Origin of the sequence: Nonomuraea sp. NPDC059007 (assembly GCF_042740555.1) — a bacterium.
Lineage (GTDB): Bacteria > Actinomycetota > Actinomycetes > Streptosporangiales > Streptosporangiaceae > Nonomuraea.
On record NZ_JBHYJD010000008.1, the window covers coordinates 232,427 to 246,234 of the forward strand.

10 protein-coding genes are annotated in these 13,808 nt (G+C 74.1%); 7 read left to right on the forward strand and 3 right to left on the reverse strand.

The annotated features are described in order from the left end of the window. Positions 1-69: 69 nt before the first annotated feature. Complete coding sequence (locus ACFWY5_RS15760; protein WP_379632515.1) at positions 70-2,946, reverse strand: AAA family ATPase; 2,877 nt, start codon at positions 2,944-2,946, stop codon at positions 70-72. Between the two features lie 118 nt (positions 2,947-3,064). Here ACFWY5_RS15760 and ACFWY5_RS15765 point away from each other — a divergent pair, with 118 nt between their 5' ends. The 3 genes from ACFWY5_RS15765 to ACFWY5_RS15775 are packed head-to-tail and all read left to right on the forward strand — an operon-like array spanning position 3,065 to position 9,067. Beyond that, positions 3,065-7,186, forward strand: coding sequence for a CHAT domain-containing protein (locus tag ACFWY5_RS15765; protein WP_379632517.1), 4,122 nt, complete (start codon positions 3,065-3,067; stop codon positions 7,184-7,186). Next, positions 7,183-7,662, forward strand: coding sequence for a hypothetical protein (locus ACFWY5_RS15770; protein ID WP_379632519.1), 480 nt, complete (start codon positions 7,183-7,185; stop codon positions 7,660-7,662). The genes ACFWY5_RS15765 and ACFWY5_RS15770 overlap by 4 nt, the downstream gene beginning before the upstream one ends. Before the next feature lie 7 nt (positions 7,663-7,669). Continuing rightward, positions 7,670-9,067 (forward strand): hypothetical protein, encoded by a 1,398-nt coding sequence (locus ACFWY5_RS15775; RefSeq protein ID WP_379632521.1) that lies wholly within the window; start codon positions 7,670-7,672, stop codon positions 9,065-9,067. Between the two features lie 9 nt (positions 9,068-9,076). Here ACFWY5_RS15775 and ACFWY5_RS15780 read toward each other — a convergent pair whose 3' ends face one another. Then, entirely contained in the window at positions 9,077-10,006 is a 930-nt protein-coding gene (locus tag ACFWY5_RS15780; protein WP_379632523.1) for an NADP-dependent oxidoreductase, read from the reverse strand. A 133-nt stretch (positions 10,007-10,139) separates the two neighbouring features. Between ACFWY5_RS15780 and ACFWY5_RS15785 the strand changes: the two genes are divergently transcribed. After that, a complete protein-coding gene (locus ACFWY5_RS15785) occupies positions 10,140-10,652 on the forward strand; it encodes a MarR family winged helix-turn-helix transcriptional regulator (protein ID WP_379627546.1) in 513 nt (170 codons plus the stop codon). Between the two features lie 115 nt (positions 10,653-10,767). Here ACFWY5_RS15785 and ACFWY5_RS15790 read toward each other — a convergent pair whose 3' ends face one another. Continuing rightward, positions 10,768-11,217, reverse strand: coding sequence for an iron chaperone (locus ACFWY5_RS15790; RefSeq protein ID WP_379632525.1), 450 nt, complete (start codon positions 11,215-11,217; stop codon positions 10,768-10,770). A gap of 126 nt (positions 11,218-11,343) precedes the next feature. Here ACFWY5_RS15790 and ACFWY5_RS15795 point away from each other — a divergent pair, with 126 nt between their 5' ends. The 3 genes from ACFWY5_RS15795 (at position 11,344) to ACFWY5_RS15805 (ending at position 13,781) form a co-directional block, all read left to right on the forward strand. Continuing rightward, a complete protein-coding gene (locus ACFWY5_RS15795) occupies positions 11,344-12,453 on the forward strand; it encodes an MFS transporter (protein ID WP_379632527.1) in 1,110 nt (369 codons plus the stop codon). 199 nt (positions 12,454-12,652) lie between these two features. Continuing rightward, entirely contained in the window at positions 12,653-13,336 is a 684-nt protein-coding gene (locus ACFWY5_RS15800; protein ID WP_379632529.1) for a hypothetical protein, read from the forward strand. Positions 13,337-13,412: 76 nt separating this feature from the next. Beyond that, positions 13,413-13,781: a nuclear transport factor 2 family protein gene (locus ACFWY5_RS15805; protein WP_379632532.1), complete on the forward strand. Its 369-nt coding sequence runs from the start codon at positions 13,413-13,415 to the stop codon at positions 13,779-13,781. Positions 13,782-13,808: the final 27 nt, after the last annotated feature.

Consider the following 13,808-nt stretch of genomic DNA (forward strand, 5'->3'; position numbering starts at 1 on the left):
CAGGCACGCTAGGCGCCGGGGCCGGCCGGCCGCATCGGTCGAACTACTGGCGCTGAACCGGCGGCCTGCCTACAGGTCGAGCCGGCCCAGTTCGGCTCGCCTGCTGACGCCGAGCTTCGGGTAGGCCTTGTACAGGTGGTGGCCCACGGTGCGCGGGCTGAGGAACAGCTGGGCGGCGATCTCACGGTTGCTGAGGCCGAGGGCGGCACGCCGGACGACCTGCAGTTCCTGCGCGGTGAGCTGTTCGGCGGCCGCGGTGTCGGGGGGCGGGACGGGGCCGCCGAGGGCGACGAGCTCGGTCCGCACGCGGGCGTGCCAGCCGTGGGCGCCGATCTGGTCGAACGTCGCCAGCGCCTGTGACAGCAGGGTCCGGGCCGAGGTGGGGCGGCGGTGGCGGCGCAGCCATTCGCCGTAGGCCAGCTGGGTGCGGGCACGGTCGTAGGGGCCGCAGCCGTCGACGGCCAGCGAGGCCTCGAAGCGCTGCCGCGCCTCGCGGCTCTCGTCGAGGAGGGCGGCGCAGCGCAGCAGGAGCGCCTCGGCCGCCGGGCTCGCGGTGTGCTCCGCCCAGCTCTCGAGCCGCGCCAGGTGGCGGCGTGCCCGGTCCTGGTCGCCGGCGCGTACCCCGGCCTCGACGTGGTCGGCGATGGCGCGGACGGTCACGTCCCTGCCGGGCGGGCCCGCGCAGACCTCGTCGAGCCGGTCGAGGGCGGCGTGGGGGTCGCCGGCCATGAGGTCGATCAGCGCCAGCCCCCATCGGGCCTGGGCCGCGGCCATGCCGTGGCGGCCGGCGTGCTTGAGCACCAGTCCGGCCCCCTGCCTGGCGGTGGTCACCTCGCCGCGGACGGCGGCGAGCCAGGACGAGATCGCGGTGAGCACGATCACCTGGAGGTCCTGGCCCAGTTCTTCGGCCAGGGAGATGGCTTCGGCGACGTTCGCCTCCGCGTCGCGGAACCCGCCGGTGACGAGCTGGGCGAGCGCGAGCGGCTCCTGGACGTACGGCAGCCAGCCCAGGGCGCCTTGGGCACGCATGGTGGCGACCTGCCGGTCGAGCACCTTCAGGGCGAGGTCGTCGGCGCCGATCAGGACGCCCAGGAAGCCGGCGGTGAGCCCTTCGAGGGTGGCGTCCATGGCGCCGTCGCGGGCCGCGAGGAGCAGGTCGCGCATCGGCGGCACCGCCTCCTCGGTCCGGCCGCTCAGCAGGCCGACGAAACCGGCCAGCGCGCCCGCGACCTCGGGCGGGCCTCCGCGTACCCGCCCCAGTCGCTCGCCGCATCGGGCGAGCAGCCCTTCGTCGGCGGCGTCGCGGGCGCACCACACCGCCTCGGTGAGCACGGAGATCGCGCGGGCCGGATCGGCGGTGAGGACGGGGGTGGCGGCGTCGAGAGCGAGAGCGCAGGCCCGCGCGGGCGAGTCCCGCTCGTAGGCGACCTGCGCCCGGATCCACGCCGCCTCAGCCTGAACCCACGCCACACTCGCGTCCGTCGCCTCACCCTCGACGACGCTCCCGGTCGTGGCGTCACCCTCGACCACACTCGCAGCCATCGCCCCGTCTTCGACGGCCCTTTCGGCTGGCGGGCCGCCGTCGGCGGTATGTCCGTCCGCTTCGGCGCCTGCCGGTGCGGGGTCGGTGGTGGCGGAGTCGGTGGTGGCGGGGCCGGTGGTGGCGGGGCCGGTCATCGCGGTGACCCCCGCCGCCAAGGTGGCCGCGTGGTCCAGCAGACCGGCGTCGTAGGCCGCGCGGGCCGCCGCGACCAGGCGGCGGGCCTGGACGGCGGCGTCGCCGCTCAGTTTCACCGCCCGTTCCAGCGCCCGGGACGCGGCCGCCGGCGCGCCGCGGGCGAGAGCGCGCTCCGCGGCCCGTTCCAGCTCGTCGGCCACCCCGTCGTCGGTCCCGCCCGCGGCGGTCGCGGCGTGCCAGGCGCGCCGGTCGGCGTCGCGCGGGTCGGACAGGACGTCGGCGAGCGCCCGGTGCGCCGCGAGCCGGCGCGCGAACGGCGCCTCCTGGTACGCCGCCGCCCGGATCAGCGGATGCCGGAACTCCACCGCGTCGGAGGTCACCCGCACGAGCCCCACGTGCTCGGCGGGCTCCAGGTCGTCGGCGTGCAACCCGAGCCGCCCCGCCGCGGCCAGGAACGACCACAGCTCGCACCCGTGGTCGGCGGCCACGAGCAGCAGGGCCAGCCGCGTGCGCGAGGGCAGTGCGCGCACCTGCAGGCGGTAGTGCTCCTCCAGCCGGCCGACCGCGGCCAGGGGCGCGACGGGTGACGGGAGGGTGCCGGTGCCGGACCTGGCCAGCTCCACGATCGCCAGCGGGTTGCCGCCCGACTCCACGAGTACCCGGTCGGCGACCGGCTGCGGGAGCGGGCCGACCGTGGCCAGCAGCTCGGCGGAGTCACGCGCGCCGAGCCGCGGCAGCCTGATGTCGTCGATGCCGGAGGCGGGGAAGGGCCGCTCGCCGTCGCGCACCGCGAAGACCGCCCCCACCGGGTCGGTGTGGAGCCGCCGGACCGCGAACAGCAGCGCGTCCACGGAGGAGCGATCGAACCACTGCACGTCGTCGAACAGGCACAGCAGCGGCCTTTCACCGGCCAGCTCCGACAGCAGTGTCAGCGTGGCGGCGCCGACCATGAGCCGGTCGCCGGAGGCCGGGCCCGTCCCGAACGCCGCCCGCAGCGCCTGCGCGTGCGGCGCGGGCAGCGCGTCGAAGCGCCCGACGTCGCGGGCCAGCATCAGTTGGAGCGCCGCGAACGGGATCTCGGCCTCGGACTCGATCCCGACCACTCGCAGGATCCGCATGCCGCCGGCGACGCCCGCCGCGTACTCCAGCAGGGCGGTCTTGCCGATGCCCGCCTCGCCGCGCACGACCAGCGACCGGCTCCGTCCGGCCTTCGCGTCGGCGACGAGACGGACCAGCCGGGAGCGTTCGGCGGAACGTCCCACCATCATGGGGGAAGTCTAGGGCGAGCACCGTTTTACCCCGGGTAGAAGGGCGTAGGCAGGCGCGAGTGGGCGGGCATATGCTCGGCTGGGTTCGCGCCGGGGGCGCGGTTGACGAGGAGCGCGTATGGCCATCTCGTACGACTGGGCGCAGGAGTGGGCCGGCCAGGCGGAGGCGCTCGCCGGCGAAGGCCGGCTGCCCGAGGCCGCGGAGCTGCTCCAGCGCGGACTCGACCGGGTGGACGGCGGCGGGGAGTGGACCGACGGGCGGCTGACGGCCTTCGCCCTCTTCGCCGAACTGCTCGAAGGCGTCCACGGCGCGCTCGGCGACATGGACGCCCTGCGCCGGTTGTTCACCCGGCTGCGCGCCAGTTGCCGGGCGGCGGACCTGCCGCGCGGCGAACTGCTCGCGCTGGGCAAGCTCGTGGTCCTGGAGGCGGTCATGGACGACTTCGAGGCCGCCGCCGGCGCGGGGCTGGAGCTGGTCCGGTTATGGGGGGAATGGGAGTGGGGCGAGCCCGGGGTGGCCGACGAGGGCGTGGCCGAGGCGGCCTCCTCGCTCGGGAAGGCCGCGCGGGCGGCCCACCACCACGGGGATCAGACCCATGCCACCGTCCTCACCCAGTTCGCGCTCACCCTCGACGAGAACGAACGCTCCGCGCTGTTCGCCGCCGCGTACGGCACCGCCCGGCAGGGCCGGCTGGAGGAGTCCCTGGCCTACTTCGACCGGCTCATCGCCGCCGACCCGGCCCGGTACGGCTCCCACGAGGGCCGGGCGAGGGTGCTGGCGAGGCTGGACCGGCTGCCCGAGGCGATCGAGGCGATGGGCTCGGCCGTGTACGGCGAGCCGGGCCAGCCCCGCCACCGGCTCGTCAGGGCCGAGTTCCTGGTCGAGGCCGGGCTGATGGACGAGGCCCTGGTCGACCTGACCGTCTGCGTCGCGCAGACCAGCGCCGAGGCCGAGGTGCTGGCCGCCGATCCCACGGCGAACCTGCCCTATCTGGACACCCTGCCCACCGAGGCGCTGGCCGAGCAGGTGGTGGCCTTCCGGCTGTCGCTGCTGACGGACGGCGAGCGGGACGGCGACGCCGCGCTCTGCGTGGCCGAGGCGCTCGCCGACCCTCGGCTGCGCGGCTTCGCCCGGCTCCAGGGCATGCTGGAGGAGCTGGCCGAGGCGGTGGAGAGTCCCGCTGCCATCATGGAACTGCTGCCCGACGACGCGCCGTCGCGGCTGGCCAGGGCTCGCTGCCTGATCGTGCTGGACGAGGTCGAGCGGGCGCTGGTCGTCCTGGAGGAGATGCGGCTGCGGCCGTACGACATGGAGTCGTTCGAGGCGATGGGCGGGCTGCTCGAACTGCTAGCAGCCCGGCATCCGCGCCATCCCGGCGTCCGGCGGATCCTCGCCGACGTCCTCATCACGCGCTGGCGGCCGATGGCGGCGCTGGCGCACCTGGACGTGCTGCTGGAGGAGGCGCCGGGCGACTGGTACGGGCTGCTGCTGCGCGGCATGGCCCACGTCACGCACGCCGAAGGCGAACCCGGGTGGAACGGCGCCAACGTCATGGACGCCCTGGAGTGCCTGATCGACGCGGCGGGCGCGGCGCCGCCCGGCGAGGCCAGGCCGATGAACGCGCTGCGCTGGCTGCTGCAGTACGCGCTGGCGATCCCCGATCTGCGCGAAGCCCTGATGATCCTGCTGGGCAAGAAGGCGGAGCCGTGCGACCGGATCCTGGAGGCGATTCCCGGGCTGGAGACGGTCGTGGAGATGCTCGTCGCCTTCACCTTCGCGCTCAATCCGAGCCAGGCGCACGACGACAGCGCATTCGCGCTGGCCACGGCCCGCGAGTACGCGGTCGCCGCCGGGCTGCCGCAGCTCGCCGCCCAGATCGACCTGCTCCACGCCGACGTCCTGCTGCGCCTTTCCGACGTGCAGCGCGCGATGGACCACCTGGCCGCGGCCGAGGCGGTCATCGCCTTCCTCGGGGTGATCCCGAACGCGGAGTTCCTGCCGAGCTGGGGCCACGCCGACCTGGCCGCCCGGCAGGCCGACGCCGAGCAGCGCGGCCACTCGGCCATGGTGTTCGACCTCGACCACCAGGAGGTGATGGTGACCGCGCTCGGCTTCCTGCAGGGCTACATCGACCTCGTCCACGCCGACATCGCGGTACGGCTCGGCGACTTGCCGGCCGCGCTGGAGCGGCTGAGCCGGCCCTCGTCCGACAGCGGCCCGGACTACCTGGTCAGGTCGAGGCGGCTGCTGAAGGCCCGGGTCCTGCGCGACAGCGGGCGCTTCGACGAGGCGCTGGAAGTCCTGGGCGAGGTAGGCGACGATCTCCAGGCGGCGAACGTGCTCGCCACGATCCACCGGCTGAGCGGCGAACACGCCGAGGCGGCCCGCATCCTGCGGCGTACCCTCGACCGCGACGACCTCGACGCGCACGAACAGGTGATCATCGCGGGGAACCTGGCCGACGCCCAGCGCGTGGGCGGCAACCCGCGCGCCGCGCTGCGCACCCTGGACGAGCACCGGCCCGACCCGGCCGCCCCGTCGTCGGCCAGGGCTGGCTGGCACTACGGCCGCGGCAAGATCCTCAGCTCGATGGGCAGGCCGGCGGCCGCGCTGTCCGGCCTGCTCGTCGCGCTCGACCTCAACGACCGGGTCAGAGGCGGTTTCCGGGCCGAGGACGACCGCATCAGCTGGCAGGCGGGCAACCTTTCCGTCCTGACCGAGGCGCTGTGGGCGGCGGTCGCGGCCGCCCGCCTGGACACCGCCCTGGAACTGGTCGAACGCGGCCGTGCCAGGGCCTTCGTGGACGGGCTCACGCTCGGCCCGCCCCTGCGCGGACCCGAGACCGCCGGGCTGGCCGCCTCCGTCGCCGCCGCCCGCGAGCGCCGCCGCCTGCTGCTGGAGGTGGCCGCCGACCCCGGCGCGGACCTCGGCCCGTTGCGGGCGCTCGGCGTCGACCTGGGCGAGCGCGACGAAGGGTTCGGCGAGCGGCTCGCCACGGAGATCTCCCGCGAGGGCCCGGCCCTGCGGCGGCTGGAGCAACGCCTGCTGCGGGCCACGCTCGGGGCCCGCGAATCGGTCGCGGGGCAGATCAGCTCCGCAGCGGAGGTACGCGATCTGCTGACGACGGGTCCGGGCGAGCCGGCCGTGCTCCTCGCCGAGTTCGCCGCCACCGGCCCCACCGGCATCGGCCTGCTTCTGGCCGGCCGGTACGGCACGGCCTGGTCGTCCTGGCCGGACGAGGAGCCCGGCCCCCTCGCCGGGCATCTGCAGCGGGCCACCGAACCGGGCGAGCTGATCTGCCTGGTGCCCTCCGGTCCCCTGCACCACCTGCCGCTGCACGCGACGCTCGTGAACGGCGCGCCGCTGATCGCCCGCAACCCCGTCTGCTACCTGCCCAGCGCCTCGGTGCTGGCGCTGTGCCGGGCCCGCCGGGGAGCGCGGCGGCGGCCGTTCTCGGCCTTGGTGCTGGGCGACTCCCGCGGCGACCTGCGCCATGCCAGGGCCGAGGCCGTGGCCGTCGCCGGGCTGCTCGGCGCCCGCGCCCACCTCGGCCGGGACGCGGCCGGGGACCTGCTCGCCGACGGCGCCGACGCCTACGACGTGATCCACCTGGCCTGCCACGCCGCCTTCGACGCCGAGCACCCCGAGCAGTCGGGAATCCTGCTGAGCGGCGCCCGCCTCACCGTCGAGGACGTCTACGACCTGCGGCTCAACGCCAGCCTGGTCGTGCTCAGCGCCTGCGAGAGCGGGCTGGGCGAGAACCGGCCGGGCGACGAGCTGATGGGGCTGGTCCGGGCGTTCATGTACGCCGGGGCGGCCTCGCTGCTGGTGAGCCTGTGGCCGGTCGACGACCTGTCCACCGGGCTCCTCATGCGCGAGTTCTACGCACGCTGGCGCGGCCACGGCGAAGGACCCGCGCAGGCGCTCGCCGCCGCCCAGCTCGCGGTCAGGGACATGACCTGCGCGCAGGCGATCCGGCGGATCGAGTCCGGCGCCGACGCCCGGCTCGACGTGGCCCGGCTGCGGGTACGCGCCGGCGACCTCGCAGCGGCCATCGCCCTGTACGAGGAACTGCTGGCCGGCGGCGATGACGTGCCCGCCGAGCTGGTACGACGTCAGCTGCGCCGGTTGCGGCTGAAGGCGGAGGCGCCGGAGCCCGTCGACTACGGGCGCAGGCCGTTCGCCGACCCCTACCATTGGGCAGCCTTCACGCTCGTGGGAGATTGGCGAACCGGATGATCGCTGTGCGCGTCAGGACCTTCCCGGACCAGGCCCCCATCGGGCCCGCGCCGCCTCGCGGCCCCGGTCTCGCGGCGCTCACGCACGACGAGCGGGTGGTCGCGGTCGTGGACGGCGGCGGGCCCTATCCGCCGCTGGTCGTCGTGGAGCTGGACGGCGACCGGGTCGAGGAGACGGTCCTGCTCGACCTGGCCGACCTGCTCGGGCTGCTCACCGAGGTGCCGGGGGTGCTCGTGGAGCGGGACGGCCGGCCGTACGGGATCGTGGCCCGCGCGGACGTGGCCGCGGCGCTCCCGCTGGAGCTGCTCGAAGAGGGGTCGCAGCGGCTCGGCAACGCGCCCGGCCTGCCCTCGCGGCGCTACGTCTGCCGCAAGTGCGAGCCGCCCTCGCGCAGGTTGCCCCGCTCGGCCACGAACGGTCCCCCGGCGTGTTCGCGCGTGTGGTCCCACGGCCCGATGGAGCTCGAAGGAGGCTGACGGCCCGGTGTTCGCCACCGTCCTGAAAGAGATCACCGGCTACTTCGACCGCAGAGCCCTGCTGTCGTCCTTTCTGCCGACGCTGGTGGCGGCGGGCGTCCTGGTCGTGGCCGTGGTGTGGTCCGCGATGGACCCCCGGGTGGCCGTGCGGCTGTGGGCGGCGCTGCCCGGACTGGTCCAGGCGCTGCTCATCGTGGGGTTCCTGGTCGTGGTCGCGTTGTGGTCGTTCGCGCTGGTGAACCTGCGGCCGGTGGCCGACCAGGTCTTCCAGGGGCGCTGGGGCGAGTCGGCGCCCCTCACGGCGCTGGCCCGCCGGCGTACGGCCCGCCACCGCGACGCGCGGGCCCGCGATCTCAGGGCCGACGAGCGCCTGGAGCTCCACGAAGCCGCGCTCCTGCAGGCGGTCGAGTCGCTGCCCAGGCCCGGCGAGCCCGGCGTGCCCTTCGGCGGCGATCCGGCCGCCGAGCTGGAGGCGGTCGAGCGGGCCTGGGCGGACGCGGACGCGCTGCCGTCCGAGCGGGCCTCGGCGATCCTGCCCGGACTGAGCGCCCGGCTCGCCGCCCTGGCCTCGACCGGCGCTCCGGAGCTGGACGACCCGCGCTTCGCCCGGCTGGTGGCCACGGCGACGCGGCTGGCCGGGCGGTTCCTGCAGGATGTGCGTTCCCGCCGGGCCGCCGTCCAGCAGCGGCTGTTCGTGCTCTATCCCGACGACCCGGTCGACGTCGTGCCGACCGCGATCGGCAACATCCTGCTGGCCGCCGAGCAACATCCCCGGCTGCGGTACGGCCTGGATCCGGTCGTGATCTGGTCCCGGCTGCAGCCGCTGTTGCCCGACCCCTTCGCCGCCGCGCTCAAGGACGCGAAGGCGTCGCTGGACCTCATGCTCACGCTGGCCGCGTACCTGGTCGTCGTGGGTGTCCCGGTCGCGGTCCTCGCCGCGGCCGGCGCGCCGCTGGGGCCGGGCGCGCTCGCGTGGAGCTGCCTGGCCGCGGCGCTCGTCGTCATCGCCGCTCTGGTACGGCTGCGCCACCCCCTCGTCGTGGCGGCCCTGGCGGCGGCGCTGCTGTCGTTGCCGGCGGTGCTCTTCTTCCTGGCCGCTCCCCCGGCCCTCGTCCCGGTGCTGCGCGTCGCCGCCGGGCTCGTGCTGGTGGCGGCGGTGCTCGTCCTGGCCATGGTGGTCCACGCCGGGGCCAGAGAGGCGGCGCTGGCCTTCTCCGACCAGCTCAAGTCCGCCTTCGACCTGCACCGGCGGCTGGTCCTGCGCGAGCTGGGCCTGGAGCCTCCGTCCGGCCTCGCGGCCGAACGGGAGCTCTGGCTGGACGTCTGCCAGTTCCTGTACCGCGGCGACCCGCCCGTCTCCCCCGGGTTCCGCTACCGCGCCGACCCCCCGGAAGCGACCCCCTGAGGCCGGTGATCAGGGGATGAGGATCGTCTTGCCGGGCAGGCGACCGGCGACGGCCTCCTCGTGGACGTCGGCCAGATCGCCCAGCGGCCGGCGGGCGGCCACGTCGATCTTCAGGGTTCCCGCGTCCACGCGGGCGACCAGCTCGGCGAGCTGGGCGGCGTCGCCGCGGGCGAAGACCTGTGCGACGCGCACGCCGCGGCCGGCGTCCTCGGCGGCGGTGGTGGTGCTGACGAAGGCGCCGCCGTCGGCGACCAGGTTCGTCAGCTCGGCGGTCTCCTCCGGGGTCGTCCGGACCAGGTTCAGCACCACGTCGAACCGGCGGCCCTCCAGCGCCCGCGTGACGGGGGTCTCGGTGTGGTCCACGAGGTGGTCGGCAGCGTAGGAGCGGATACGGCCGGCGCTGCGCGGGCTCGCGGTGGCGGTCACCACGGCGCCGGTCTCCTTGGCCAGTTGGGTGGCGTATCCGCCCACCGCGCCGCCGGCGCCGTTGATCAGGATGTGCTGGCCTGCCCGCAGGGCGGCGTGCTCGTACAGTGCCTGCCAGGCCGTGAGGCCCACGGCGGGCAGGGCGGCGGCGTCGGCGAGGTCCACGGTCCGCGGGGCGGCCGCCAGGATGCCGGCGGGGGCGACAGTGTACTCGGCCGCCGCTCCGGGGGCGGTCATCGGGAGGAAGCCGATCACCGCGTCGCCTTCGCTCCAGCCCTCCGCCCCCTCACCGGCCGCGGTGATGACGCCGGACAGGTCGAAGTTCGGGATGTGCGGGAGGGTCAGCGGGAACACCTCCCGCACGTAGCCGGCGCGGATCGCGACGTCCACCGGGTTGAACGAGGTGGCGGCCACCTTCACCACCACCTGGCCGGGTCCCGCGGCGGGCAGGTCGGCGTCCTCGTGGACCAGGACGCCGGTGTCGCCGTAGGAGTGGTAGCGCACTGCCTTCATGATCTCTCCTCAGAGAATTGCTTCGAAGTTGAAGCGTGTGATGACAGTAGCTTGCTTTGAGTTCGAAGCAATACCCGATGCGGAGGTGATCCTGGTCACAATGCTTTGAGTTCGAAACATATAGGATGTGCGGATGACCGACGACGGCGTTCCGGGGCTCGACCCCCGGCAGCTGGGGGCCTACTTCGCGCTGATGGAGGCCGTCAGCCTGCTTCAGCACCACGTCGAGCAGCAACTCCAGGCCGTGGGCGGGCTCAGCTACGTGCAGTTCCAGCTCCTGGCCCGGCTCGCGAACGCGCAGGGGCGGCTCACCATGACCGAACTGGCCGACGGCGTCGTCTACAGCCGCAGCGGCCTCACCTACCAGGCCGGGCTGCTGGAGAAGACCGGCCTCATCACCCGCGGCCCCTCCCCCGACGACGAGCGCACCACCCTGGTCACCATCACCGAGGACGGGCTCGCGCTTCTGGGACGCGTGATGCCGGGGCACATCCAGGTCGTCCGCGGCATGCTGTTCGACCCTCTGGCCGACGAGGACCTCAGCCGGCTCGGCGACATCATGGTGGGAGTCCGGGACCACATGCGCTCACTGCCGCCCCGCTCGGCCGCCCCGCGCAAGCGCCGCCCGCCCGCCACCCAGACCTGAACCCGCTGCCACATCCAGCTCACCGCAGCCTCGACGACCGCGGTGCCGATCTTGCTCGTGCCGGCCCGGCGCCAGTTCGCCGAGGGACTGGCGCGCACCGGGCTCAAGGGATGAGTCAGCTCACGGCCCGCTTCACCAGCGCGCTGATGCGGGCCTCCACCTCGGGAGTGACCTCGATCAGGGCGTGGGAGACCGGCCACATCGCGCCGTCGTCCAGCTTGGCCGGGTCGCTGAAGCCGAGCGTGGCGTAGCGTCCCTTGAACTTCTCCGCGGGCTGGAAGTGGCAGACGAGCTTGCCGTCGAGCGCGTAGGCGGGCATGCCGTACCAGAGCTTCGGGGCGAGGGCCGGGGCACTGGCGGTGACGATGGCGTGGACGCGCTCGGCCAGGACGCGGTCCGCGTCGTTCATCTCGGCGATCTTGGCGAGCACGTCCCGCACCGCCTCCGCGGCCTTGTCGGCCTCGCTGCGGCGGGCCGTCCTCTTCAGCTCCTTGGCGTGGTCCTTCATCGCGGCGCGCTCCTCGGCCGTGAACCCCTCGTACGCGGTGGTGGCGGTGCTGGTCATCGTGTGCTCCTTCGTCGTGGTCGCTGTAAGGCAAAGGTGCCTGAGCGGGTTGATACATCCGCTATGCGGAGACGATGCGGCCGCACACCTTTTCTTTCTGGATACCGTCCTGTTAGTTTGCCAGCTATGCCCCTCTCGCTGTTCTTCCTCCTGGATGGCGTGGTTTTCGCCACCTGGGTGGTTCGCATCCCCTCGGTCAAGGACCACCTCGGCGTCTCCACCGGCGGTCTCGGCGTGGCGCTCATGTGCATGGCGATCGGCACCGGCCTCGCCATGACCGTGAGCGGACGGCTCTGCCTGCGCTACGGCACGCGCCGCGTCATCCTCGCCGCCATCTCCCTGCTCAGCCTGGCCCTGCCGGTGATCTCGCTCGCGGACACGATGGTGGCGCTGTGCCTGACGCTCGCCGTGACCGGGCTGTGCTACGGCACCCTCAACATCGGCCTGAACAGCGCGGCCGTCGAGGTCGAGCGGGCCACCCAACGGCCGGTCATGTCGGTGCTGCACGGACTGTGGAGCGCCGGCGGCCTCGCGGGGGCGCTGCTCGGCGGCCTTCTCCTCGGCTCGCTGACCACCACGCAGCACTTCCTGCTGGTGTCCGCCCTCACCCTCCTCAGCACGGCCGTCCTGGCCAGGCCGCTCCTGCGCGGGACGGTCCCCGCCACCGCGAGCGCCCCCGCCAAGGGCGGGCCGCGGACGTTCCGCCTGGCCGTGGCGCTGTGCGGCGTGCTGGCCGTGTGCGCGGCGTTCGGCGAGGGCGCGGTGGCCGACTGGAGCGTGTTGCACCTGCGCGACGACCTGCACGCTGAGGCCGACCTGGCCGCGTACGGCTTCTCGGCCTACTCGGTGGCGATCGCGATCACCCGGCTGGCGGGCAGCCGCCTGGTGGCGCGGTTCGGGCAGAGCACCGTGCTCGTGACCGGCGCCGTGCTGGCGGTGTGCGGCGGCCTGGCCGCGTCGTGGACGGGTTCGGTGGCGGTGGCGTTCGCCGGGTTCGTGGTGGTGGGGTGCGGGCTGGCCAACGTCTTCCCGCTGGCCATCGCCCAGGCGGGGGCGCTCGGCGGACCGGCGGGTGTGAGCCTGGCCTCCAGCATCGGCCACGCGGGGATGCTCGGCGGGCCGCCGTTGATCGGCTTCATGGCCGAGCACGTCGGGCTGCCCGCCGCCCTGTCGGCCATCGCCGTCTCCTCGGCCGCCGTCGTGCCGCTCGCGCTGTACCTCCGCGCGGCGCGATAGATCTCCTACACGGACCCTCAATATCGCGATAAGTAGCGATATCGTGCTTGGGCATGACAGGAGGGGAGATCGCCTCAGAGGCAGATCACGACTCGACCACCACGCCGCGACGGGCCGCATGCCGTACGGGCGAATCCATCGCGGACCCCGGCCGCGCACGGGCGGGAGGCCGCCGCCCGGGGCGGCGCGAAAGGGAGCGATGGAAGCGCGCACAGGCGACGCTCTGATCGAGCTGATCCGCACGCATCCGGCCGACGACGACATCGTGGGCCCGGCGGCCGGCGACCTGCTCGGCGAGCTGCGCGCGGGTTACCCGGTCGAGAACCTCGGCAGGCTTCTGCACGGCGAGGACGAGGCGGTCGCCGGGACGGGCGCCTGGTTGCTGGCGGAGCTGGCCGAGCTCGCCGCCCCGATGATGGACGAGATCCCGGCCCTGCTCTCCCACCGGAACCGCATCGTCGGCTACTACGCGATCGCGGTCGTCCTGGAGAACGCCGGCGAACGCCACGGACCCGTCATCGCCCAGGTCCTCGCCCTGAGCCGGGATCCGGAGAGCGCCATCCGCTGGAAGGTCCTCGAGTTCCTGACCGAGGCCTCCGTCGAGCAACTCGAGGCGGGGGCGTCGTGCCTGCCTCCCGGCCGGCTCAGGGACCTGACCGAGTGGCTGGTCCTGCAGGAGGACGAGGAGCCCGACGCCTCCGGCATCATCACCCGGCTGGCGGACGGCGACCCGGTGACCAGGCTGTTCGCCGCCGCGGCCGCCACCAGCCTGTCCGGCCCCGACGACATGGGCCTCCTGGAGCACGCGGCCGGGGCCGGGGACGAGGAGATCCGCTCGTTCGCCGGGGAACGGCTGAGCGAACTGCGCGAGCAAAGTACCTAAGTGCGACAGATTCGCCGTGCCCGGCGTTTATCTAACGTTGGGGGCAAGACGAACGGACGATCTGAGGAGAAGGCACATGAGCGACATCAACGAGCTGGTCAAGCGCTACCTCGCCGCCTGGAACCGGACCGACGCCGAGGCCCGCCGGGCGGAACTGGCGGAGGTCTTCGCCGACGACGCCGTGTACACCGACCCGCTGGTGTCGGTCCGGGGCCGCGACGGTCTCGACGCGACGATCGCCGCCGTGCGGGGCCAGTTCGGCGGGCTGGTGTTCAGCCTCGGCGGGCCCGTGGACGCCCACCACGACATCGCCCGGTTCACCTGGCACCTGGGCCCGGAGGGCGGCGAGCCGCTGGCCATCGGTTTCGACGTCGCCGTCATCGGCGAGGACGGCCGGATCGCCCGGGTGCTCGGCTTTCTCGACAAGGTTCCGGCCGGAGCCTGAGTTCCCGACCGCCATCTGACCCTGGAG

Coding starts and splice junctions, on each gene's coding strand:
- ACFWY5_RS15760 (WP_379632515.1), bottom strand. CDS start 2,946: ATGATGGTGGGACGTTCCGCCGAACGCTCCCGGCTGGTCCGTCTCGTC.
- ACFWY5_RS15765 (WP_379632517.1), top strand. CDS start 3,065: ATGGCCATCTCGTACGACTGGGCGCAGGAGTGGGCCGGCCAGGCGGAG.
- ACFWY5_RS15770 (WP_379632519.1), top strand. CDS start 7,183: ATGATCGCTGTGCGCGTCAGGACCTTCCCGGACCAGGCCCCCATCGGG.
- ACFWY5_RS15780 (WP_379632523.1), bottom strand. CDS start 10,006: ATGAAGGCAGTGCGCTACCACTCCTACGGCGACACCGGCGTCCTGGTC.
- ACFWY5_RS15785 (WP_379627546.1), top strand. CDS start 10,140: ATGACCGACGACGGCGTTCCGGGGCTCGACCCCCGGCAGCTGGGGGCC.
- ACFWY5_RS15790 (WP_379632525.1), bottom strand. CDS start 11,217: ATGACCAGCACCGCCACCACCGCGTACGAGGGGTTCACGGCCGAGGAG.
- ACFWY5_RS15795 (WP_379632527.1), top strand. CDS start 11,344: ATGCCCCTCTCGCTGTTCTTCCTCCTGGATGGCGTGGTTTTCGCCACC.
- ACFWY5_RS15800 (WP_379632529.1), top strand. CDS start 12,653: ATGGAAGCGCGCACAGGCGACGCTCTGATCGAGCTGATCCGCACGCAT.
- ACFWY5_RS15805 (WP_379632532.1), top strand. CDS start 13,413: ATGAGCGACATCAACGAGCTGGTCAAGCGCTACCTCGCCGCCTGGAAC.